23 protein-coding genes are annotated in these 23,047 nt (G+C 64.7%); 17 read left to right on the top strand and 6 right to left on the bottom strand.

The genetic code is table 11. The features are described 5' to 3' along the window. Position 1 precedes the first annotated feature (1 nt). From GTP90_RS16495 to GTP90_RS16480, 4 genes are read left to right on the top strand one after another with little or no spacing between them, the layout of a single operon-like run. The gene (locus GTP90_RS16495; protein ID WP_161084582.1) at positions 2–553 is read left to right on the top strand and encodes a hypothetical protein; all 552 of its coding nucleotides are present in this window, start codon (positions 2–4) and stop codon (positions 551–553) included. After that, the gene (locus tag GTP90_RS16490; RefSeq protein ID WP_161084581.1) at positions 543–2,312 is read left to right on the top strand and encodes a lytic transglycosylase; all 1,770 of its coding nucleotides are present in this window, start codon (positions 543–545) and stop codon (positions 2,310–2,312) included. Before GTP90_RS16495 ends, GTP90_RS16490 begins: the two co-directional genes overlap by 11 nt. Positions 2,313–2,315: 3 nt before the next feature. Continuing rightward, complete coding sequence (locus GTP90_RS16485; RefSeq protein WP_161084580.1) at positions 2,316–2,777, top strand: hypothetical protein; 462 nt, start codon at positions 2,316–2,318, stop codon at positions 2,775–2,777. Positions 2,778–2,795: 18 nt separating this feature from the next. Next, a complete protein-coding gene (locus tag GTP90_RS16480) occupies positions 2,796–3,059 on the top strand; it encodes a PAAR domain-containing protein (protein WP_161084579.1) in 264 nt (87 codons plus the stop codon). A gap of 178 nt (positions 3,060–3,237) precedes the next feature. On the opposite strand, the gene guaA is transcribed toward GTP90_RS16480, so the two are convergent. Beyond that, positions 3,238–4,848 (bottom strand): glutamine-hydrolyzing GMP synthase, encoded by a 1,611-nt coding sequence (gene guaA, locus GTP90_RS16475; protein ID WP_161084578.1) that lies wholly within the window; start codon positions 4,846–4,848, stop codon positions 3,238–3,240. 68 nt (positions 4,849–4,916) lie between these two features. Next, positions 4,917–6,389 carry an IMP dehydrogenase gene (gene guaB, locus GTP90_RS16470; protein WP_117011286.1) on the bottom strand — a complete coding sequence of 491 codons (1,473 nt, stop codon included), beginning with the start codon at positions 6,387–6,389 and terminating at the stop codon, positions 4,917–4,919. A gap of 400 nt (positions 6,390–6,789) precedes the next feature. On the opposite strand from guaB, the gene GTP90_RS16465 reads away from it, so the two are divergent. The 6 genes from GTP90_RS16465 (at position 6,790) to GTP90_RS16440 (ending at position 14,881) form a co-directional block, all read left to right on the top strand. Continuing rightward, the gene (locus GTP90_RS16465; protein WP_161084577.1) at positions 6,790–7,929 is read left to right on the top strand and encodes a choice-of-anchor J family PEP-CTERM protein; all 1,140 of its coding nucleotides are present in this window, start codon (positions 6,790–6,792) and stop codon (positions 7,927–7,929) included. Beyond that, a complete protein-coding gene (locus GTP90_RS16460) occupies positions 7,926–9,338 on the top strand; it encodes a PA domain-containing protein (RefSeq protein WP_161084576.1) in 1,413 nt (470 codons plus the stop codon). Before GTP90_RS16465 ends, GTP90_RS16460 begins: the two co-directional genes overlap by 4 nt. Before the next feature lie 122 nt (positions 9,339–9,460). Then, on the top strand, positions 9,461–9,964 hold the full coding sequence (locus GTP90_RS16455; protein ID WP_161084575.1) for a DUF4124 domain-containing protein: 504 nt from the start codon (positions 9,461–9,463) through the stop codon (positions 9,962–9,964). A 64-nt stretch (positions 9,965–10,028) separates the two neighbouring features. Next, a complete protein-coding gene (gene gntR, locus GTP90_RS16450; RefSeq protein ID WP_161084574.1) occupies positions 10,029–11,057 on the top strand; it encodes an HTH-type transcriptional regulator GntR in 1,029 nt (342 codons plus the stop codon). Positions 11,058–11,162: 105 nt separating this feature from the next. Further along, positions 11,163–12,515, top strand: a complete 1,353-nt coding sequence (locus GTP90_RS16445) for an MFS transporter (RefSeq protein ID WP_161084573.1) — start codon at positions 11,163–11,165, stop codon at positions 12,513–12,515. Beyond that, positions 12,515–14,881, top strand: a complete 2,367-nt coding sequence (locus GTP90_RS16440; RefSeq protein ID WP_161084572.1) for a GH36-type glycosyl hydrolase domain-containing protein — start codon at positions 12,515–12,517, stop codon at positions 14,879–14,881. The genes GTP90_RS16445 and GTP90_RS16440 overlap by 1 nt, the downstream gene beginning before the upstream one ends. A gap of 15 nt (positions 14,882–14,896) precedes the next feature. Here GTP90_RS16440 and GTP90_RS16435 read toward each other — a convergent pair whose 3' ends face one another. After that, positions 14,897–15,760, bottom strand: coding sequence for a hypothetical protein (locus tag GTP90_RS16435; RefSeq protein WP_217431986.1), 864 nt, complete (start codon positions 15,758–15,760; stop codon positions 14,897–14,899). Positions 15,761–15,875: 115 nt separating this feature from the next. Here GTP90_RS16435 and GTP90_RS16430 point away from each other — a divergent pair, with 115 nt between their 5' ends. Next, positions 15,876–17,108, top strand: a complete 1,233-nt coding sequence (locus GTP90_RS16430; RefSeq protein WP_161084570.1) for an esterase/lipase family protein — start codon at positions 15,876–15,878, stop codon at positions 17,106–17,108. 3 nt (positions 17,109–17,111) lie between these two features. Here the strand turns inward: GTP90_RS16430 and GTP90_RS16425 are convergent, their stop codons facing one another. Together GTP90_RS16425 and GTP90_RS16420 are read right to left on the bottom strand one after the other, a co-directional pair. Next, positions 17,112–17,396, bottom strand: coding sequence for an RnfH family protein (locus GTP90_RS16425; protein WP_161084569.1), 285 nt, complete (start codon positions 17,394–17,396; stop codon positions 17,112–17,114). After that, positions 17,386–17,820, bottom strand: a complete 435-nt coding sequence (locus GTP90_RS16420; protein WP_161084568.1) for a type II toxin-antitoxin system RatA family toxin — start codon at positions 17,818–17,820, stop codon at positions 17,386–17,388. Before GTP90_RS16420 ends, GTP90_RS16425 begins: the two co-directional genes overlap by 11 nt. A 75-nt stretch (positions 17,821–17,895) precedes the next feature. On the opposite strand from GTP90_RS16420, the gene smpB reads away from it, so the two are divergent. The 3 genes from smpB (at position 17,896) to GTP90_RS16405 (ending at position 19,784) form a co-directional block, all read left to right on the top strand. Next, positions 17,896–18,345: an SsrA-binding protein SmpB gene (gene smpB, locus GTP90_RS16415; RefSeq protein WP_161084567.1), complete on the top strand. Its 450-nt coding sequence runs from the start codon at positions 17,896–17,898 to the stop codon at positions 18,343–18,345. A gap of 105 nt (positions 18,346–18,450) precedes the next feature. After that, on the top strand, positions 18,451–19,224 hold the full coding sequence (locus tag GTP90_RS16410) for a hypothetical protein (protein ID WP_254451895.1): 774 nt from the start codon (positions 18,451–18,453) through the stop codon (positions 19,222–19,224). Further along, positions 19,224–19,784, top strand: coding sequence for a FlgO family outer membrane protein (locus GTP90_RS16405; protein ID WP_161084566.1), 561 nt, complete (start codon positions 19,224–19,226; stop codon positions 19,782–19,784). Before GTP90_RS16410 ends, GTP90_RS16405 begins: the two co-directional genes overlap by 1 nt. Position 19,785: 1 nt before the next feature. On the opposite strand, the gene GTP90_RS16400 is transcribed toward GTP90_RS16405, so the two are convergent. Beyond that, positions 19,786–20,628 carry an NAD-dependent protein deacetylase gene (locus GTP90_RS16400; protein WP_371875067.1) on the bottom strand — a complete coding sequence of 281 codons (843 nt, stop codon included), beginning with the start codon at positions 20,626–20,628 and terminating at the stop codon, positions 19,786–19,788. Positions 20,629–20,740: 112 nt separating this feature from the next. Between GTP90_RS16400 and GTP90_RS16395 the strand changes: the two genes are divergently transcribed. The 3 genes from GTP90_RS16395 to GTP90_RS16385 all read left to right on the top strand — a co-directional run. After that, positions 20,741–21,325 (top strand): RNA polymerase sigma factor, encoded by a 585-nt coding sequence (locus tag GTP90_RS16395; RefSeq protein ID WP_161084565.1) that lies wholly within the window; start codon positions 20,741–20,743, stop codon positions 21,323–21,325. Next, positions 21,322–22,029 carry a zf-HC2 domain-containing protein gene (locus tag GTP90_RS16390; RefSeq protein WP_161084564.1) on the top strand — a complete coding sequence of 236 codons (708 nt, stop codon included), beginning with the start codon at positions 21,322–21,324 and terminating at the stop codon, positions 22,027–22,029. Before GTP90_RS16395 ends, GTP90_RS16390 begins: the two co-directional genes overlap by 4 nt. Continuing rightward, a partial coding sequence (locus GTP90_RS16385) for a S8 family peptidase (protein ID WP_161084563.1) occupies positions 22,026–23,047 on the top strand: 1,022 nt, incomplete at its 3' end. The genes GTP90_RS16390 and GTP90_RS16385, both read left to right, overlap by 4 nt.

The raw sequence follows: 23,047 nt of genomic DNA, 5'->3' as shown, positions 1-23,047 counted from the left end.
TATGAAAAAAAGCACACTACTCGTTGGATTCGCACTGTCCGTCACCCTGGCGCATTCCGCGCTGGCCGCAGACAAACCTGCACTGCTTCAGCGCAGCGCGGCGTTGCAATGCGCCGACCGTAAGATTGAACTGAAAGGCGCCTGCTACAAGGAAGATGGTTATCCTGGCCTGTCCTGCACCAGCCTGCGCTTTATCATCAGCGACAAGGCCAGCGGCCGCGAACTCGGTGGCCAAGCGTTTAAGCCGGCGCCCATCCAAACGGGCGACTCCTATCCGATCGTGGCCGAGAAGGTCGGCGAAGTGACATGCGTCGAGACCGAGGCCAAGGAAAAATTCATCGTAGCCACCGTGAACAACGGCGGCAACTGCTCCCGTTGCGAGTGGCACGAACTGTATAGCTGGGATGGCAGCCTGCTCGGTTCCAGCCTGGATGCAAAGAAAAATCCGGCAATCGGCGCGGCGCTCCAAGCCACGGAAAGCAAAAAGGCCAGGATCATCGGTCAGGGCGGCTTGAATTCTGTTCGCAAAGAACCGGTGCAAGATGGCCATTGACTACAACGTCTTCTATACGCCAAAGCGCGGCGCTGCCTATAAAGACGAACAAATCGTCAAGCATTCGCACTACAAGGAACCGGTCGACCAACGTCCAGGACGTCTAGCGGGCAAGTCTCGTATCTGGGGCGATGCCTCGTTGGAAGTGCAGAAACAAGTCATCGACAAGTTGATTGCCACCGGCAAGGCTGGCGGCATGAATGTACGGCGTGTTGCCATGCTGCTTGCGATGGCAAAGATTGAGTCGGGATTCAATCCCGATGCAGCAGCCGGCACCACTTCGGCGAGTGGCTTGGGCCAATTTATCGACGACACCGGCGAGGCCTATGGCCTGGACAAGAGCAATCGCTTCGACGTAGACGCCAATGCGAAGGCCTTGTTCGCGTATTTCCTGACGAATGAAAAGCTGGCCAAGAAGCGGGGCAAGCCTGATGTGTGGGTCTACAAGTACCACCACGATGGTCCAACGAACGATTACGGTGGTGAAGCGCTTGCTACAGGCAAGTTCGCAAAGATCGCGGACGCCTTTGAAAAGGCACTGGATGTCGGTCATGCGCTGAGCATCGTCGATGCTGCTGGCGCACCGATTCCAGACGCCACGATCAAGGTCGTTCAAAACGGCAAGGAAGCGCTGATGAAGACCAATGAGCACGGCATGTTGCCGACTTTTATGGCTTCGCCCAACTTTGGCGCGCTGACGATTCATATTCAAAAGGCGAGCAACGAGTTCAAAGAACTCGGCCAACTCGCTATTGATAAGCTGAGCTCGGCTTGGACCATTGTCGCGCCAAAAGAGCGAGTGGCGGTCAAGACGCACGCCCACGTGGACAAGGCGCCGCCGGCAGTCAAGACGCCAGGCATGCACAAGGTCAAGAAAGGCGAGACGCTGTCCAATATTGCGCGCGCCCATGGCACGACCTATCTGGAACTTGCCAAGCTGAACAACATCGACAAACCTTATCTGCTTTATCCAGATCAGATGTTGAAGGTGCCAGCGGGTGAAGGAAATCCGGCGCCGGCGGCGGCCAAGCCCTCAGCTGCGGCGCCAGCGCACACGCATGCGCCAGCGCACGCGTCCGCTTCCACAGCCACGCCCGCGACAACACGTCCGGCTAACCCGCCGGCGACAGGTGCCAATGGTACGGCTGGGCACGGCGCCGCGGCAGGCTCTCATGCAGCTGGAACGGAAGCAAAAGACAAGCCGGCGCAAACTACCGCGCCAACAACGTCAGCTACCCCGGCTGCGACCAAGCCGGTGGTCAAGGAACAGCGCAGCGCCGACACGACGCATCCAGAAGCGCGTGTCGCGAAAACTCAGGTCTCGGATAGAATTACTGCGGCAATTACTCATGCAATGAACCACAAATTCGCGAAATCGAAGGGTAAGTGCTTGAAGTTCGTCAAGGGAGCTTTGTTGGCTGCAGGTTACTTCCCGGCATACCCGGGAGTCGAACACGCCAAGGACTTTGGTCCTACTTTGGAGAAGGCTGGGTTTAAAAACCTGCTGGTAACAGAGCCAGGCACCAACATCAAAACCGCGCCTGTGGGTTCCGTGATTATATATAATCCTGTCGAAAAACAGTCCTACTCTGGCGGCGTTATTTCTGGGCACATCGAAATCAAACACACCGGCGGATACGTCAGTGACTTTAACGGGAATAATCCCTGCTACCGCACAGATCCGGTTAAGTTGGTTTCACCTGTCAACGTTAAGTATGGCGTAAGCTTCAAAGTAACCGGCATCTGGTATAAGGAATAAATCATGAGCTATTCGAAATTGGTATTCACAGCAGGACTGCTTCTCGCGATGTCGTGCGCAGCAACCAGCGCTACTGCCGGCGAAGCATATGCGCCGTTAGGCCTGCGTTGCCCTATTCCTGAAAAGTCCGCCTATGAAGACACGACAAAAGTGGCTGATGGCTTGAGACTGCGCTATGCAAAGGTATGGGGTAAGGACTGGTTAGAAAAGCCTAAGCCTCAGCAGCGCATCGATCCGGCAATTATGGGGGAGATTGCCGCCATTTCCGGATGCGCCGCCATCATGGACCTGCCAGCTTGCGCGACATTCTTCGATCCTGAAATGGGCGGTGATTTGAGCATGTTCGCCAACTTCAGCACCAAGGTGCCAGTGCGCAAGCAGTTCGATGAGGCAGTTGCAGCGTTACCTTCAGTGGAAGCAAAAAAGGCGGTGCAAGCCTGCATGAAGCTCGTGGCTAAAAAGTAAGCGGCAGAAGGAAAAATCATGAGTCGTCCTGTAATACGCATTGGTGACCAAACCTCGCACGGTGGTGTTGTCAAGACTGGCAGCACCGAGTTCATCGTCGATGGCAAGGGTGTGGCTCGCCTGGGCGACACGGTCAGCTGCCCGTTGCATCCGAGCGAGACCGTGATTAACAGCGGCAGTGAAACCTACATCACCGACGGGAAGCCGACCGCAAGGGATGGAGACACTACGGCTTGCGGTGCAAAGTTGATTGCCAGCCAGGCCAGCTATTTCATCGAATAGCACCACGTCGGCTGCAGGGGTGTACTGACTCCAGTTTCGTAAAATCAATCTATGCGCGCGGCGCATTTTGCGTACGAGCCTGCCAGATAATGCGCGCTCAAAGAGAAAAAGCCCCTGAAAATCAGGGGCTTGGTCTCATCCTTTGCCCCGGCAGCGCCAGTCGCTGCCGGTCAGGAAATCACTCCCATTCGATCGTCGCAGGCGGCTTGCCCGAGATATCGTAGACCACGCGGTTGATGCCGCGCACTTCGTTGATGATGCGGTTGGACACCTTGCCCAGCAGCGCGTGCGGCAGGTGCGCCCAGTGCGCGGTCATGAAGTCCTGCGTCTGCACGGCGCGCAGTGCCACCACGTATTCGTAGGTGCGGCCGTCGCCCATCACGCCCACCGACTTCACCGGCAGGAACACCGCGAACGCCTGCGACGTCGCCTCGTACCAGTTGGTCGGCACGCTGTCCTGGTCGAAGCCTGGCACCACCACCGGCTCGTACGGCGTGTTGCGCAACTCTTCGATGAAGATCGCGTCGGCGCGGCGCAGCAGGTCGGCGTAGTCCTTCTTCACTTCGCCGAGGATGCGCACGCCCAGGCCCGGGCCCGGGAATGGATGGCGATACACCATGTCATGCGGCAGGCCCAGCGCCACGCCCAGCTTGCGCACCTCGTCCTTGAACAGTTCGCGCAGCGGCTCCAGCAGTTGCAGCTTCATGTGTTCCGGCAGGCCGCCCACGTTGTGGTGGCTCTTGATGGTCTGGCCCTTCTTGCCCTTGCCGGCCGACTCGATCACGTCCGGGTAGATGGTGCCCTGTGCCAGCCACTTGGCGTTGACCAGCTTGCCCGACTCGGCGTTGAACACCTCGACGAATTCGCGGCCGATGATCTTGCGCTTCTGCTCGGGATCGGCAACGCCGGCCAGGTGGCCCATGAACTGGTCCTCGGCGTCGATGCGGATCACCTTGACGCCCAGGTTCTTGGCGAACATGTCCATCACCATCTTGCCCTCGTCCAGGCGCAGCAGGCCGTGGTCGACGAACACGCAGGTCAGCTGGTCGCCGATGGCGCGGTGGATCAGCGCGGCGGCCACCGACGAATCGACGCCGCCGGACAGGCCCAGGATCACTTCATCGGTGCCGACCTGGGCGCGGATTTTCTCGACCGCTTCCGAGATATAGTCCGGCATGTTCCAGTCCGATTTGCAGCCGCAGATCTCGTGCACGAAGCGGCCCAGCATGGCCTTGCCCTGCACCGTGTGGGTGACTTCCGGGTGCCACTGCACGCCGTAGAAACGCTTCTCCTCGTGCGCCATGGCGGCGATCGGGCAGCTCGGGGTGTTACCCATCAGGACGAAGCCCGGTGGCATCTCCAGCACCTTGTCGCCGTGGCTCATCCACACTTTCAGCATGCCGTGGCCTTCGTCGGTGACGAAGTCGTTGATGCCGTCGAGCAGCTTGGTATGGCTGCGCGCGCGCACCTCGGCGTAGCCGAATTCACGCACCAGGCCGTTCTCGACCTTGCCGCCCAGCTGGGCCGCCATGGTTTGCATGCCGTAGCAGATCCCCAGCACCGGCACGCCCAGTTCGAACACGGCGTCGGGCGCGCGCGGGGCGTCGCCTTCCAGCGTCGAGCTGTGGCTGCCCGACAGGATCACGCCGGCGGCGCCGTAGTTGCGCACGAATTCGTCGCTGACGTCGTACGGGTACACTTCCGAGAACACGCCGGCGTCGCGCACGCGGCGCGCGATCAGCTGGGTGACTTGGGAGCCGAAATCGAGGATGAGGATTTTTGAGTGCATGAGTAATGTACTGGAGAGGTAAAGAATAGAAAAACGCCGGCTTTGCTAAGCCGGCGTTGCAAGGACGGTTAGTCGCCGGAACGGTAGTTCGGCGCTTCCTTGGTGATCTGCACATCGTGCACGTGCGATTCGCGCATGCCGGCCGAGGTGATCTCGACGAACTCGGCTTTGCTGCGCAGTTCGTCGATGGTGGCGCAACCGCAGTAACCCATCGATTGACGCACGCCGCCGACCAGCTGGAAGATGATCGCCAGCACGCTGCCCTTGTAGGCGACGCGGCCTTCGATCCCTTCGGGCACGAACTTGTCGGCCTTCATGGTGGCGTCCTGGAAGTAGCGGTCGGCCGAACCGTCGGACATGGCGCCCAGCGAGCCCATGCCGCGATACGATTTGTACGAACGGCCCTGGTACAGGATCACTTCGCCCGGCGCTTCTTCGGTGCCGGCAAACATGGAGCCCATCATCACGGTCGACGCGCCGGCCGCCAGGGCCTTGGAGATGTCGCCCGAGAAGCGGATGCCGCCGTCGGCGATGCAGGGCACGCCGGTGCCTTCCAGCGCTTCGGCCACGTTGGAGATCGCGGTGATCTGGGGCACGCCGACGCCGGCCACGATGCGGGTGGTGCAGATCGAGCCAGGGCCGATGCCGACCTTGACCGCGTCCGCGCCGTGCGCGACCAGCGCCTTGGCGGCGGCGGCGGTGGCGATGTTGCCGCCGATGACGTCCACTTGCGGGAACTTGGTCTTGATCCATTTCACGCGGTCCAGGATGCCTTGCGAGTGGCCGTGGGCGGTGTCGACCACCAGCACGTCGACGCCGGCCGCGACCAGCAGTTCGATCCGCTCTTCATCCTTGGCGCCGACACCGACAGCCGCGCCGACCAGCAGCTTGCCCTGCGAGTCTTTCGACGCCAGCGGGTGCTCGGTGGATTTCTGGATGTCCTTGACGGTGATCAGGCCGCGCAGTTCGAAGGCGTCGTTGACGACCAGCACGCGCTCGAGGCGGTGCTTGTTCATCAGGCGCTTGGCTTCGTCGCGGTCGGCGCCTTCCGCGCCCTCCTTGACGAACACCAGTTTTTCGCGCGGGGTCATCTTGGCGCGGGCTTCGGCGTCGAGCTCCTGTTCGAAACGCAGGTCGCGGTTGGTGATGATGCCCACCACTTCCTTGCCTTCGACGACAGGGAAGCCGGAAATGCCATATTGCTCGGTCAGCTTGATGACGTCGCGGATCTTCATGGTCGGCGGAATCGTGATCGGATCACGCAGCACGCCGGCCTCGAAGCGCTTGACGCGCGCCACTTCGCGAGCCTGATCTTTCGGATTCAGGTTCTTGTGGATGATGCCTATGCCGCCCTCTTGTGCCATGGCGATCGCCAGGCGGGCTTCGGTGACCGTGTCCATCGCTGCGGACAGCAACGGGATGTTCAGGCTGATGTTGCGGGTCAGACGAGTTTTGAGGGACGTATCGGCAGGCAGAACATTCGAGTACGCTGGGACGAGAAGCACGTCATCAAACGTGAGTGCTTTTTGGAGTAGACGCATAGCATTTCCTATAGGCGCAAAAACAGATTATACAGTATCAGCCATGGCTTGTCCCGAAACTTCTGCAAACCGCCGGAAACGCCCCGCCAAACCATCGCATGCATCTTTGCAAGTTTGCTTGCCTTTCGGCATGCATTCCTGACTATGTTGCAAAAAAGCCTCGATTCTTGCCTCTAATTCGGCGGTGGGCAAATTACTGTCGAGCTCGTAAACACCGGGCGTCGCAGCGTTTCCAGACCTCTATTCGTGGATATTTTATAAATAATATATATAGATAGCCAAGAAAAATTGCTGTACTTTATTAAACGTAGTCATTTGGGCCAGATGCGCGTAAACGTCGCACCTGACATGTTCAACACGCTCGCCTGCAATGCAGGCACTTCAATACCATTGGGGCACCATGAACTTGAATAAATACCTGATCGGACTCGTGGCTTCCGTCGCCACCTGCTCCGCCTTCGCCAGTCCCTTGTTATCCGAGGGATTCAATGACATCAGCACCCTCGGCGCCAGCGGATGGGTAATGACCAACAACAGCGGCGCGGTCGGCTCGACCAACTGGTTCCAGGGCGACGAGTCCAAGTTCCACGCCGCGGCCGGCGCGAACGATTCCTACATCGCGGCCAACTTCAACAACGCGATCTTCGGTGGCGCCGTCAGCAACTGGCTGATCACGCCGGAAGTGGCGATGTCCAACGGCGAAAAACTGAACTTCTCGCTGCGTCTGCTCGGTGAAGGCGCGGTCGACACCGTTCAAGTCTATTACAGCACCGCGGGCGCCAGCAGCAATGTCGGCAGCACCGCCAGCTCGACCGGCGACTTCCAGCTGCTGGGCACCTACAGTGCGTCCGCCGACACCGGCTGGACCAACAACGCGCTGACCCTGTCCGGCCTGTCGGGCGCCACCACCGGCCGCTACGCCTTCCGCTATCTGGTCGGCGACACGTCCGTCAACGGCGACTACATCGGCATCGACTCGGTCAGCATCAGCGCCGTGCCGGAACCGACCACCGCACTGATGCTGTTGCTGGGCCTGGGCGTGGTGGCGTTCAGCCGCAAGAAGCTGCGCCTGCTGGCCGTGGCCGGCCTGTCCGCCAGCACGCTGGTGGCGCAAGCGGCCGAGCCGCAGACCGGCGCCAATGGCCTGATGAGCTTCCCGAACGCGCGCGTCGCCGTGCAGCCTGAACTGCTCGCGACCGCCGCGCCAGCCGGCAGCGGCATGGTCGCCTATAAAGACGCCGCCACCGGCCAGCTGGTCGGCCCGTCGGCCGAACAGGCAGCCGAGCTGGCCGCAGCGGCAGCGCCCGCCGCCGCCAGCGTGCAGGCCGCCGGCCGCCAGTCCGCCACCGCCCGCCTCGCCCCGCTGACCACCGCGCGTGGCGGTGTCGGCCGCAAGCTCGACGACTCCACCGTCAGCTACGCCATCGTCCACAAGGACGCCGACGGCCAGCTGGTCGAAACCTGCGTCCCTGGCGAAGAAGTCGCCAGCCACCTGGCGCACGGCCCCAGCCTGCCAGCCGCAAAAGGAGAACAACAATGAAGCGCTTCACCCTGAACGCGGCTGCCGCAGCGGCCGCCTGCCTGTTCGCCTCGTCCGCCTGGGCCGCCACCATCGTGATCGTCAACGGCGACCCGGCCAATGTCGGCTTCAATGACCCGACCGTGGTCGCTCCCGTCGGCGGCAACACCGGCACCACGCTGGGCGTGCAGCGCCTGAACGCGTTCCAGGCCGCCGCCAACAAATGGGGCGCCACGCTGACCAGCGCCACCCCGATCCGCGTGCTGGCCACGTGGGAAGCGCTGACCTGCACCGCCACTTCGGCCGTGCTGGGCAGCGCCGGCGCCACTGAAATCTTCCGCGACTTCGCCGGCGCGCCGCAAGCCGGCGCCTGGTTCGGCAAGGCCCAGACCGCCAAGCTGACCGGCGCCGATCCGGATTCCTCGGTGGCCGACATCCGCGCCCGCTTCAACATCAACCTGGGCAAGTCCAACTGCCTGGCCGGCTCGCCGTTCTACCTGGGCCTGGACGCCAACCACGGCACCGCCGTCGACCTGGTGACCGTGCTGACCCATGAATTCGGCCACGGCCTGGGCTTCCAGACCTACACCAGCGGCTCGACCGGCGCGCAGCAGGACGGCACGCCCAGCATCTGGGACTTCTACCTGAAGGACAGCACCACCAACAAGCTGTGGAAAGACATGACGGACGCCGAACGCGCCGCCTCGTCGCTCAAATCCGGCAAGCTGGTCTGGAATGGTCCGATCGCCAACAGCTACGTCAGCACCGTGCTGCAGCAAGGCGCCCCGGCGCTGACGCTGATCAGCCCGGCAAGCATCGCCGGCAACCTGCAGGTCGGCACGGCCAGCTTCGGCCCGGCGCTGAGCAGCCCGGGCCGCACCGGCGAGATCATGCCGGTGGTCGACACCGCCCCCAACCTCGGCCTCGCTTGCGGCCCGCTATCGGCGCTCAACGCCGCTGCGGTCAACGGCAAGATCGCGCTGGTGGACCGTGGCGTGTGCGCCTTCACGATCAAGGCCAAGGCCGTGCAGGACGCCGGCGCGATCGGCATGATCGTGGCCGACAACGCCCCGGGCTCGCCACCGCCGGGCCTGGGCGGCAGCGACCCGAGCGTGACCATTCCAGCGGTCCGCATTTCGCAGGAAGATGGCGTGGCCCTGAAAGCGGCGCTGGCCAAGCGCACCCGCCTGCATTCCAACGTGTTCGCCAACCTCGGCGTGAACCTGGCGCTGCGCGCCGGCGCCGACGCGGCGGGACGCCTGCAGATGTTCGCGCCTAATCCGTACCAGTCGGGTTCGTCGGTGTCGCACTTCGATGTCGGCGCCTTCCCCAACCTGCTGATGGAACCGGCGATCAACAACGACCTGACCCACGAAGTCACGCCGCCGTACGACCTGTCCTTCCCGCTGCTGCGTGACGTAGGCTGGTAAGCACCACGGCGGCATCCGCCACCAGGAGCCCGTCGTCCTCTGGACGGCGGGCTTTTTTCTTTGCGGTTGACAGTGGCGGCGAATCATGGCGAAATCGGGGCTGGCCTTACTGGAGCCTCACCATGACTTACCGTATCCCGCGCGGCCTGGCCGGCGCCCTGCTGCTGGCAGCCTCCTCGCTGGCGATGGCCCAGTACATCTGGATCGACGACAAGGGCGTCAAGCAGTTGTCGGACCGTCCGCCGCCGCCGTCGGTGCCGGAAAAGCGCATCCTGAAGGCGCCCGGCAAGGCGCCGTTCAATCCCAACGCCGAGGCCGAAACGCCGGCCGCCGAGCCGGCGCCGGAGGCGGCCACCAAGCGCCCGCCCACGCTGGCCGAGCGCAACGCCGACTTCAACAAGCGCAAGGACGAAGCGGCGGCCGCCGCAAAAAAAGCCGCTGGCGAAGCCCAGCAAAAGGCCGACATCGCGGCCAACTGCGACGCCGCCCGCAAAAACCTGCAGGCGCTGGCCGACGGCGTGCGCATGACCAATTACGACAGCAAGGGCGAACGCGGCATCATGGGCGACGCCGAACGCGCCGAAATGGCGAAAAAGAATCAAAAAGTGTTGGCCGGATGCAAATAGCCTCTGTCGGTTGGCGGCCTTGCTGCCGTATGATATCGCTATCAACATTTCTTCCCGGCCCAACATGATCAAACCAGCAGCGAACAAGAGCCGCGCCAGCGGCCGCATCACCTTGGCGATGGTGGCGGCGCACGCCGGCGTGGCCACCATGACCGCCTCGCGCGCCATCACCCAGCCGGACATGGTGTCGCAGGCGCTGCGCGACCGGGTGGACCAGGCCGTCGTCGAACTGGGCTACGTGCCCAACCGCGCCGCGCGCGCGTTGGCCTCGTCGCAGTCCAAGGTGATCGCGGTGCTGGTGCCGTCGCTGTCGAACGCGGTGTTCACCGAGGTGCTGGCCGGCATCCAGGACGCGCTGGACGCCGACGATTACCAGATCCTGATCGGCAATACCCGCTATTCCGACAAGGAAGAGGAAAAGCTGATCGGCACCTACCTGCAGTCCAATCCCGACGGCATGCTGCTCTCGGGCCTGAGCCACAGCCCGCGCGTGCAGCAGATCCTGACCAACTCGCGCGTGCCGGTGGTGTCGATGATGGACATGTCGACCGATCCGTCGCAGTTGACGGTCGGCTTCTCGCAGGTGCAGGCTGGCTACGCGATGACGCGCTACCTGATCGACAAGGGCCACAAACGCATCGGCTTCCTGGCCGCGCAGCTGGACGAGCGCACGCTGCGGCGCGCCGAAGGCTACCGCCAAGCCATGCGGGAGGCCGGCCTGCTCGACGCCAAGCTGGAGGTGATGGTCGGCGAACCGTCCACCATCGCGCTGGGCGCCGAGCTGCTGGGCCGCATGCTGGCACAGGCGCCCGATTGCGACGCCATCTTCTGCTGCAACGACGACCTGGCGCACGGCGCGGTCTACCAATGCCAGCGGCGCGGCATCAGCGTGCCGGCGCAGCTGGCCATCTGCGGCTTCAACGACCTGCCCGCGTCGGCGTGGATGAATCCGTCGCTGACCACGGTCGCCACGCCGCGCTACCGCATCGGCTACGAGGCGGCCAAGCTGCTGCGCGCCGTCATCAAGGGCGAGGAGCCGGCCAACAAGCAGATCGACCTGGGCTTCACGCTGATGGCGCGCGAAAGCGCATGAATGGATGCGGCGCCGCTGCGCCGCAACATCAAATCTTGTTTACAAATTTCGCCAAACGCTTACACTGCGATCACCTTTGTTAGCGCTACCATCTTGGACCAACATGTGAAGACTTCCCTGACCTGGCGTGAAAAAATCAGCTACGGCATCGCCGATATGGGTTTCAATTTTTATTGGACCAATATCGCCACCTTCCTGCTGATCTTCTACACCGACGTCTTCGGCATCTCGGCCGCGGCGGCGGCGTCCATGGTCTTCGCCATCAAGATCGTCAATGCCTTCACCGATCCGCTGATCGGCGCCCTCGCCGACCGCACCCGCACCCGGCACGGCAAGTTCCGCCCTTACCTCATCTGGGTTTCAGTGCCGCTGGCCTGCGCCGCCGTGCTCACCTACACCACGCCCGACCTGCCGCAGGGCGGCAAGATCGCCTGGGCCTACGGCAGCTATCTGCTGATGATGGTCTGCTACACCGGCATCAACATCCCGTACAACGCCTTGTCCGGCGTGCTCTCGGCCGATCCGCAGGAGCGCTCCACCGTCAACGGCCTGCGTTTCATCTTCGCCTTCGCCGGCGGCACGCTGGTCACGGCGGCCACGCCGGCGCTGGTGCGCTGGCTGGGGCACGGCGACGACCAGCTGGGCTGGCAGCTGACCATGCTGGCCTGGGGCGTGCTGGCCTCGGCGCTGTTCGCGCTCACCTTCCTCAACACCCGCGAGCGCATCGCGCCGCCGCCCGCGCAGAACAGCAAGGTGTGGCAGGACATCGGCGACCTGTCGCGCAACCGGCCGTGGGTGGCGCTGTTCTTCCTGGCGCTGATCATCATGATCACCATCACGCTGCGCACCACCAGCGCGGCCTACTACTTCAAGTACGTGGTTGGCCGGCCGGAGCTGATGCAGGGCTTCGTGCCGGCCTATATGATGTCGGCCGCCGCCGGCGCCGCGCTCACGCCGGTCCTGACGCGCTACGTCGACAAGCGGACGCTGATGATGATCCTGATGAGCATCACCGCCCTGCTGTCGCTGGCCTTCTTCTTCGTCGGCAAGGAGCAGGTCACGCTGATGTTCGCGCTGCAGATCGCCACCGGCCTGGCGCTCGGGCCGAAATCGCCGCTGGCGTTCTCGATGTACGCCGACACCGCCGACTACAACGAATGGCGCACCGGCCGCCGCGCCACCGCGATGACCTTCGCCGCCGCCACCTTCTCGCAAAAGCTGGGCACCGCCGTCGCGGTGGCCGTCATCGGCTGGCTGTTCACGCGGCTGGGCTATGTGGCCAATGTGGCGCAGTCGTCCGGCTCGCAGGCCGGCATCGTCTGGCTGATGTCCTTGATACCGGCGGGGTTCGCATTGTGCGCCGTCGCCGTGATGTACTTCTATAACCTCGACAACGCCATGCTGGCCAGGATCCAGGCGGACCTGGCGGCGCGCAAAACAACCATGGAGACCGATTGATGCTGCGTCCTACCCACGACGGCGACCGCTACGAACTGACCAGCCCCACGGCGATGCCGCGCGCGGCGGGCTTCCTGTGGAACCAGAAGATGATGATACAGGCGACCTGCCGCGGCTACGCCACCGCGCAGTTCATGCAGCCGGAGCCGGCCAAGTATGCCTACGCGCCCAACCTGGAGGCCAAGACCTTCATGCAGCCGGAGCAGAACTACTACGCGCATCATCCGGGCCGCTTCTTCTACATCAAGGACGAGGACAGCGGCGAGCTGTTCTCGGCGCCGTACGAGCCGGTGCGCGCGCCGGTGGACGCCTTCACTTTCTCGGTCGGCAAAAGCGATATCGGCTGGACCGTCGAGCACCTGGGCGTGCGCGTCGAGCTGGTACTGAGCCTGCCGGTGGAGGACGTGGTGGAATTGTGGTCGCTGCGTGTGACCAACCTGTCCGGCCGGCCGCGCAGGCTGAGCGTCTACCCCTACTTCCCGATCGGCTACATGTCGTGGATGAACCAGTCCGGCGAATACCGCGCGGACCTGGGCGGCGTGGTGGCCAGCTGCGTCACGCCATATCAAAAGGTCGGCGACTACTTCAAGCAGAAGGACTTCAAGGACAAGACCTACTTCCTGTGCGAGGAAGCACCGCAGGCGTGGGAGGTGCAGCAGGCGGCATTCGAAGGCGAAGGTGGCCTGCATCATCCGTCCGCCATCCAGGCGGACCAGCTGTCCAACGGCGACGCGCGCTACGAGACGCCGGCAGCCGTGGTGCAGTACCGGCTGGCGCTGGCGGCCGGTGCATCGCACGACTACCGCTTCATCTTCGGCCCCGCCTTCGACGACGCCGAGATCCGCGCGGTGCGCGCCAAATACCTGAGCGCCGCCGCCTTCGACGCGGCGCGCGCCGGCTACGCCGCCTACATCGCCGGCGGGCGCGGCTGCCTGCACATCGAAACGCCCGACCCGGACCTCGACAACTTCGTCAACCACTGGCTGCCGCGCCAGGTGTTCTATCACGGCGACGTCAACCGCCTCAGCACCGATCCGCAGACCCGCAACTACCTGCAGGACAATATGGGCATGAGCTACATCCGCCCCGGCGTGATGCGCGCGGCCTTCCTGCACGCGCTGTCGCAGCAGGAAGCCAGCGGCGCCATGCCGGACGGGATACTGCTGGCCGAAGGCGCGGAACTCAAATACATCAACCAGGTGCCGCATACCGATCATTGCGTGTGGCTGCCGGTCGCGCTCAAGGTCTATCTCGACGAAACCGGCGACTACGGCATCCTCGACGCCGAGGTGGCCGGCCATGAAGGCGGCGACACGCTCAGCGTCGCCCAGCGCATGCACCGCGCCATGGACTGGCTGCTGCAGGCGCGCGACCAGCGTGGCCTGAGCTACATCGCGCAAGGCGACTGGTGCGATCCGATGAACATGGTCGGCTACAAGGGACGCGGCGTGTCCGGCTGGCTGACGGTGGCCACCGCGTACGCGCTGAACCTGTGGGCGGAGATCTGCGAACAGCGCGCGGACGCGCCGCTGCTGGCAAGCGCCAGCCGCTTCCGCGCCGGCGCCGTGGCGGTCAACCAGGCCGCCAACGAGCATCTGTGGGACGGCGCCTGGTACGCACGCGGCATCACCGACGACAACGTCAAGTTCGGCATCGCCAAGGATGTGGAAGGCCGCATCTGGCTTAATCCGCAGGCCTGGGCCATCCTGGCCGGCGCCGCCGACGCCGGCCAGCGCGCCTCGATGCTGGAACAGGTGGAACAGCAACTGGCGACGCCCTACGGCGTGGCCATGTTCGCGCCGCCGTACAGCGCCATGCGCGACGACGTGGGCCGCGTCACGCAGAAGCATCCCGGCTCGGCGGAGAACGGCGCGGTCTACAACCATGCCGCCGTGTTCTACATCCACAGCCTGTACACCATCGGCGAGGGCGACCGCGCCTACCAACTGCTGCGGCAGATGATCCCCGGCCCCGACGAAGCCGACTACCTGCAGCGCGGCCAGCTGCCGGTGTTCATCCCGAACTACTATCGCGGCGCCTGGCGCGAGTATCCGCGCACGGCCGGCCGCTCCAGCCAGTTGTTCAATACCGGCACCGTGTCGTGGGCCTACCGCTGCTTCATCGAGGGCTTGTGCGGCTTGCGGGGCGACGCCGAGGGCCTGCGCATCGCGCCGCAACTGCCGAAGGCCTGGGACGCCATCAAGGTCACGCGCGAGTTCCGTGGCGCGACGTTCAAGCTATCGATACGACGGGCGGACGTCGCCGGCATCCAGGTCTGGCGCGATGGCGAATGTTTGGCCGATGCGCGCGTGACCGGCATCGTGGCGGGCGCGGTCCAGGCGCTGGAGGTGCTAATACCCCGATGAGGGACCTGGAAAGCGCTACTCCTGCCAGCTGACGTCCATGCCGCCGACAAATGTGCCGTTCCAGACCACCACTGTGGCGCTGACTACGGTGCCATTGCTGCTGCCCATCACGCGGATGTTGTTGACGTGGTAGCGATACTTGGCGCCCTCCTTCTGCGCCGCCAGTTGTTCGGCATGACGGCCACGCTCGCCCATCATCAGCGTGAAGAACATGACGCCGTATCCCGCCAGCAGCAAGGCCCCTAGCGCCAGCGGCACGCGCATGTCGTAGGGCTTGCGGCCCTCGAACGCGCGCGCCTGCCGGATCGCCGGGTCGCTCAACAAGTACAGCATCCACAGGGACATGCCGCTCTTGAACATCGGCAGCAGGAAATTGATCACGCACGCGGAGGGCTGCAGCGCCAGCTGCGTCAACGTCAGGTCCAGCGGTTGAAAGAACACCACCAACGGCCACACCGCCAGCATGGGCACGCCCACCATGGACAGCCAGCGTAGCACGACCGCGATCCTCAGTCCGCCGAACGCCAGCAGCAGCATCACGACCAATGACGACACGTCGATGTTGAACATCGATCCCATCCCGTGCACGGCATTCCAGATGCCGGCGGCGACGTCGACCACCGCCACGCACGCCATCACCTTGGCCGCGCGGCGCATGGCAGGCCGGTAGCTGGCGGGATCGGCGCGGGGCCGGTCGGCGACGGCAGCGGCAGCGGCAGCGGCAGGCGATGCGGCCGATACGCTGGGTTGCGCGGCCAATTCCGCCAGCCGCGCCTCGATCTGCGCGACGCGCTCGGGGAAGCGTTCGGCATCAATGCTGCGGCGGATCTGCCGCAGCTGTTCTTGGTCGTATCTGGAATAATCGGGCTGGTTCAACATCGCTCCATCGCGGGTTCGGGCATGGAGTGTAGCCGAGCGCGCGGCACTTGCGCAAACCGGCGCGGCGATCGGCCGCCGCGTCGTACACTGATGTCAAAACCATCAGGAGATCGCCATGCAATTCACCAAGCATGCGGAGCTACAACGGGCCCTGGCCGACGCCGCGCCGGAGCTCGTGCTATCGCCATCCTCGCTGCTGCCCGCAACGCCCTTGCCGGCAGCCGAGATCGCCGATGAGAACCTCAACATCGTGCGCCACAAGGACAGCGGCTGCATCCAGTTCGTGTTCCCAACCCAGACCGCGCCGATGCTGCTGGCGCCCATGCATCCGGCCGCCGGCCGCATGGACTGGTTCAAGCAAGCCACCCTGCGCGTGAGCGAGCGCATGACGCAGCGGATGGCCGAGACCATCGAAGCCCACAACAAGCCGGAGGCCTTGCTGAGCCTGCGCCACGGCTGGCGCCAGCCGGCGACGGCGGCCGAACTGGCGGCCTCGCGCGGGCGCAAGGTGCTGCTGCTGGTGCATGGTGTGTTCAGTTCCATCGAGGGCGCGTTCGACGACCTGGCGGCGGACGGCACCATGCAGCAGCTGCTGGCGCGCTACGACAACCAGGTGTTCGGCTACGACCACTGGACCATCGCCAAGACGCCGCAGCAGAACGCGCTGGACTTGCTGTCGCACCTGCCGGCCGATGCCGGATGGGAGGTCGACATCGTCTGCCACAGCCGCGGCGGACTGGTGGTGCGCTCGCTGCTGTCGACGGTACCGCACGCGCAGGACGCCGTGCTGGCCGCCGTCGCCGCGCAACGCGCGGGCCGTATCGCCAGCGTGGGCAAGGTGTTCTTTGTGGCGGCGGCCAACCAGGGTTCGCCGCTGGCGTCGGCGCAAGAGATCCAGCACTTCCTCAACGTGGCCGCCATGCTGGCCTCGTTCAGCGGCGGCATGGCGCTGGACCTGGTGATCGGGCTGGCGCGGATGGCGGTGTCGCTGGGATTCGAGCTGCCCAGCGTGGAGGCGCTGGCCAGCGGCTCGGCGCTGATCGACCAGTTGGGCCGCGGCGATTCGCTGCTCGCCAGCGCCAGCGCCAGCACCTACTATGCGCGCGCGGATTTCGATTTCGGCCATTCGATGCTGGAGAAAGCGGGCACGCTGATCAACCGCATGCTGCTGCAGGCCGATAACGACGTGGTGGTCCCTTACGACGGCGTGCTGCTGCCCGAGGCGCAGGTGGCCGAGGCGCGCATGCTGAGCTTTGGCACGCCGCAGCAAAAACAGTCCGAGGTCTGGCACACGGAGTTCTTCAAGCAGCCGGCGCTGCGCCAGTTCCTGGTCGAGCGCGGGGCCTGAGCGTCAGGCGGCGGCCTTGCGGCGCCGGCGGGCGTTCTTGGGATCGGCGATCAGCGGACGGTAGATTTCAACGCGGTCGTGTTCGCGCAGTACCGTGTCCAGCGTCTTCTTCTTGGCGTAGACGCCGACCTGCATGACCGCCAGGTCGATTTCCGGCGCTTCCTGCAGCACGCCGCTGAGGGCGATGGCCTGCTCGATGGTGGTGCCCACGGGCACCCGCAGCGCGCGCAGGAACTGCACCGCGTCGCTGGCGTAGCACACTTCGATGTTGAAGGTTTCAGCCGCCATACACTGTTTCCGCCCGTTTGCAGAAGGAATCGACCATGCTGTTGGCGATCATGCCGAACACCGGCCCCACCAGCTGCGCCAGCAAGGCGCTGGAGAACTCGTAGTGCAGGTCCAGCTCGATCTTGCAGGCATCCTCGCGCAGCGCCTTGAAGGTCCACACGCCATCGAGGCACTTGAAAGGACCGTCCACCAGCCTCATCTTGATCTCGGTCGACGGCGTGTTCTCGTTGCAGGTGGTGAAGCTTTGCTTGACCCCGTGGTAGTTGATGCCGACGCTGGCCGTCACCGTATTGCCGTTACGCTCACGTATTTCGACACCACCGCACCACGGCAGGAACTTGGGATAGTCCTCGATGGCGGCGACCAGGTCGAACATCTGCTGGGCGCTGTATCCGAGGAAAACTGATTTGTGTACTACTGCCATAGGCTAACCATTTGCTATGATGTTGAATTATTCGCGTTTCTGTGCGCGAAGCAGTAGTTTAACCGATACCATCCCATGACCATAGCCGATAACAAAAAAGCCTTTTTTGACTACTTCATCGAAGACCGCTACGAAGCCGGCATCGTCCTCGAAGGTTGGGAAGTCAAGGCCATCCGCGACGCCCGCGTGCAGATCAAGGAAGCCTACGTCACCATCAAGGGCGACGAGCTGTTCCTGTTCGGCGCCCACATCAGCGCGCTGCCGACCGCGTCCACCCACATCCACCCGGAAGCGGTGCGCACCCGCAAGCTGCTGCTGCACCGCCAGCAGATGGACAAGCTGATCAGCAAGGTCGAGCGCTCCGGCTACACGCTGGTGCCGCTGAACCTGCACTACAAGGGCGGCCGCGTCAAATGTGAAATCGGCCTGGCCAAGGGCAAGAAGATGCACGACAAGCGCGCCACCGAGAAGGACCGCGACGGCAAGCGCGAGGTGGCGGCCGCCATGAAGACCAACCGCCGCTGACCTGCCGCACTGTTGCGCGCCCTGTACAAAACCCGGTCCCGCACCGGGTTTTTTATTGCCCGACGAGTTTCTAATTAGAAACACCCATGCTAAACTGGGAGAAGAATGATTTTACATTCGTGGCTGGCGCTTGCCGATTGCGCGCGGGGCCGCGAACCAGACGAGACTTTTGACGACGAGGCAATGATGGCGCTGAAAACTGCAATGGCTCTGGCAGCCGGTATCGTGCTCGCAGGCTGTGCGTCGCACTACACGCCGACCCCGCTGGCGGCGAACTTCCCCACCACCAAGCAGGCCAAGCTGCAGGCGGCTTACCACTGGGGTGTCATTTCCAACAACATCGAAAAAAGCATCGTGGCCGAGCTCAAGAAAAGCCCGCCCCGTCCGGTGTTCCTGAACGAGCCGCGCGACCCGAGCCCGTTCCAGCGCGCGCTGACCACCCAGCTGACCACCTCGCTGGTCAACGACGGCTACGTGGTGACGCGCTCGCCCGCCGGCTCGCTCAAGGTCGACATGGACGTGCAGGCCGTGACCTTCACCGCCAACCGTCCGCAATACCGCTACCACGGCGAGCGCGCCGCGCTGGCCACCGGGGTCTGGGTGCTGAGCGAGATCGAGGCGCCGCTGCTGGGCGGCGTGGCGGCCGGCGCCGCGGCCTGGGATTCCTACGACTGGTTCAACGCCCAGTTCGCCCCCGGCGCGACGCCGCGCACCGAAATCATCGTCACCGTCTCGGTGTCCGACCAGTTCCGCTACGTGGCGCGCAACACCTCGGCCTATTATGTGGCCGACAGCGACCGCATCCTGTACGGCATCGTCGATCCCGAGCCGGACGAGCCTAAACTGACCCGACTGTTCAAAGTCCGCGGAGACATGTAATGCCGAACCACGTTCTGACCCTGGCCCGCGCCTCCGTGCTGGCGCTGCCGCTGCTGCTGGGCGCCTGCTCCTCCACGCCCACCAAGGACGAGGGCAATTATTCGACCATCTCCTCCAACCAGTTCATCGACGCCAACTACAAGGCCGCCGACGCGCTGATGCACCAGCTCAATGGCAAGCTGATGGCCGACAAGCCGCTGATCATGGCCACCATCGTCAACATCGACGCGCTGGAGCAGACCACCACGCTGGGCCGGCTGGTGTCGGAGCAGCTGTCCACGCGCCTGGCGCAGGGCGGCCTGAGCATGCTGGAGATGAAGCTGCGTAACAGCGTCTACCTGAAACGCAACCAGGGCGAGCTGATGCTCACCCGCGAGATCGGCGAGGTGGCCACGGCCCACAACGCGCAGGCCATCGTGGTCGGCTCGTATGCGGAGACGTCGGACATGGTGTTCATCAACATCAAGGTGATCCAGCCGAACACCAACTTCGTGCTGGCCGGCCAGGATTATGTGCTGGCCAAGGAAGCCATCGTCCGCTCGATGCTGCAGCGGAATTGACCTACAACAGGCGCGGCAGCACTTCGCTGGCCGTGGCCTCCACTTTCAGGCCGATCAATTCGTCCGCCCGGGTCTTGCCCAGGTTGACGGCGGCGATCGGCTTGCCGGTCGCGGCGGCCAGCTTGCAGAAGCGGTAGCCGGAAAACACCATCAGCGACGATCCCACCACCAGCAACGCGTCGGCCTGTTCCATCAGGTCCAGCGCGGCGGCCGTGCGCGCGGGCGGGATGTTATCGCCGAAGAAGATCACGTCCGGCTGCAGGGTGCCGCCGCAGGCGTCGCAGCTGGGCATGCGAAAATCCTGCAAGGCGTCGAGCTCGATCTCGGCGTCGCCGTCGGGGCGCGCCTCGGGCACGATCTCGCCGCCCTCCCCGGCGCCAGCCTCGGCCAGCGCGGGGTTGGCCGCCGTCAGCCAGGCCTGGATGTCGGCCCGGCGATGCAGCGCGCGGCAGTCGAGGCAGACCACGCCGTGGATATTGCCGTGCAGTTCAATCAGCTTGCTGGTGCCGGCGCGCTGGTGCAGGCCGTCGACGTTCTGGGTGACCAGCGCATCGATGCGGCCGGCCGCCTCCAGCTGGGCCAGCGCCTGGTGGCCGGCGTTGGGCGCGGCCTGGGCCAGCGTCGGCCAGCCGGCCATGCTGCGCGCCCAGTAGCGGCGCCGCACCGCCTCGGATTTGCGGAAGTCCGGCCCCTGGATGGGTGTGCGGCCGCGGCGCACGCCGTCCTTGTCGCGGTAGTCGGGGATGCCGGAGGCGGTGCTCAGGCCGGCGCCGGTCAGCACCAGCACGCGCCGGTGGCGCTGCAGGAAACCGGCCAGCTGGTCAACTTGTTGGTTCAGGTTCATGTGCGCCATGTTAGCCGAGAATCGCGGTGGTAGCATGGAAGCATAAAATTTCCCAATTTGTAGAACCGTTTTCGCCAGGCAAGGCATTAACGGGGGAAATGGAGGATGATCGATGCAGCAAGAACGGGGCCGGAACGGCGGCCCGAACCCGGAAGCGGAAGAGGTGCGGCTGGTGGCCAGGATAGCGGCCGGGGACAAGCTCGCCTTCGAGGCGCTGTACCGGATCTATTTCCCGCGCCTGTCGCGCTTTATCGGCCGCATGGCGCGCAACGTGGCGTTGATCGAGGAAGTGGTCAACGACACCATGTTGGTGGTCTGGCAAAAGGCGGCTACTTTCGACGGCACGTGCAAGGTGTCGACCTGGGTCTTTGCGATCGCCTACCGCAAGACCTTGAAGGGCTTGAAGGCCAGCGACGAGCCGGTGGAATCGGATGCGTCGCTGTACGAGGACGACAGCGGCAACCAGCCGGAGCAGACGATGAAGCGCCAGCAATTGCAGCAGACCGTGGCCGAGGCGCTGGACCAGCTGCCCGCCGCGCAACGCGCTGTGATGGTGCTAACCTACTATCACGACATGGCCTACAGCGATATCGCCGAGGTGGTGGAGTGTCCGCTGAACACGGTGAAGACCCGCATGTTCCATGCGCGGCACAGATTGAAGGACTTGTTGTGGAACGAAAGAGAGAGCAGCCAATGAACGGGCGCATCTTCAGAATGGATATCCCGGCCCACCAGGCGGTGCAGGAACTGCTGCCCTGGTACGCCAGCGAACAACTGGCGCCGGACGAGACGCAGCGCGTGCGCGAGCATCTGCAAACCTGCGCGCAATGCCGCCAGGACCTGGAATGGGAACGCGACATGCGGGCCGGGGCTGCCGCGTCGGACGCCTTGCCGCCTGGCCTGGACATGGAAAGCGCGCTGGCCCGGCTGATGCCAACGTTGGGCGCCCAGGAGCGTGCCGCGCCGGCAATGGCAGCGCAAGCTGCGCCGGCAGCGGCGCCAACCGCCGCCGGAACGCCGCAACGCGTGTCATGGTGGCGCACGGCCGCGGCCAACCAGCCTTCGTGGCTGCGCTGGACCGTGGCGGCGCAATGGGTGCTGATCGTCGGCCTGGGCGCCCTGCTGCTGCGCCCGGACACCGACCCGGCTCCCTACCGCGTGCTCGGCTCGGCCGTCAGCAGCGGCGCCAACCTGGTGGTGATCTTCCAACCCAACACCAGCGAGCGCGAGCTGCGCCATATCCTGCAAGCGCAAGGCGCGCGCGTGGTTGACGGCCCGACCGTCACCGACGCCTACCTGCTGCACGTGCCGCCCGCCAGCCGCGAACGCGCGCTGGCCGCCCTGCACGCCGAGCCCGCCGTCCAGCTGGCCGAGGCACTGGATGGAGGTACGCCACCTTGAACGCCTCCTGGCCACGCGTCGGCGCGGTGCTGGCCTGCCTGGCATGGCTGGCGGGGGCACCGCTGGCCGCCGAAGCGCAGGCGGCGCCGCCGGCCGGCGATGAAACCCTGCGCCCCGTGCCAGCCGCCAGCCACGATCCCGGCGAGCACACGCTGCTGGTGATGCTGCGCCTGCCCGCCACCCACTTCCGCCCGGACGCCAGCTACGGCGGGCGCTACATCGACGACAGCGGCCGCGCCTCGCGCCGCCGCCGCGCCGAGGAGCTGGCGCGCCAGCACGGCCTGACGCTGGTGGACGACTGGCCGATGCCGGTGTTGGGCCTCGACTGCTATGTAATGCGCTACCCGGAGCGGGAGTCACCCGAGCGCATCCTCGCCAACCTGGCGCGCGATCCGCAGGTGGAATGGGCGCAGCCGGTGGCCAGCTTCGACGGCATGGCGTCCACTCCGCCCGCCGAGGCCGATGCGTTGTACCCGGTGCAGCCCGCCGGCCGCTACTGGCACGTGGCCGAGCTGCACCGCGAAACCACCGGCCGCGACATCAGGGTGGCCGTGGTCGACAGCGGCATCGACGCCAGCCATCCCGACCTGTTGGGACAACTGGCGGTCAACGCCAACTTCGTCGACGGCGGCGCCACGCCGGCCGAGAACCATGGCACCGCCGTGGCCGGCATCATCGCGGCGCGCGCCGGCAACGGCGGCATCGTCGGCGTGGCGCCGCAGGCAAAGCTGATGGGCCTGCGCGCTTGCTGGCAGCAGCCGGACCTGGCCACGCGCTGCAACAGCTTCACGCTCGGCAAGGCGATCAACTACGCCATCCTGAACGGCGCCCAGGTCATCAACCTCAGCCTGGCCGGACCGCCGGACCGCCTGCTGGACCGGCTGCTGGACGTGGCGCTGGAGCGCGGCATCGGCGTGGTCGGCGCGATCGACGCCAAGGCAGCCGGGCCGGCCTTCCCGGCCAACCACCACGGCGTGCTGGCGGTGGCCTCGCAGCCGGCCAGCGGCAAGCCGGCACC

Source organism: Duganella vulcania (assembly GCF_009857655.1).
Classification (GTDB): Bacteria; Pseudomonadota; Gammaproteobacteria; order Burkholderiales; family Burkholderiaceae_D; genus Rugamonas; species Rugamonas vulcania.
This window is presented reverse-complemented; position numbering and strand designations above follow the sequence as displayed.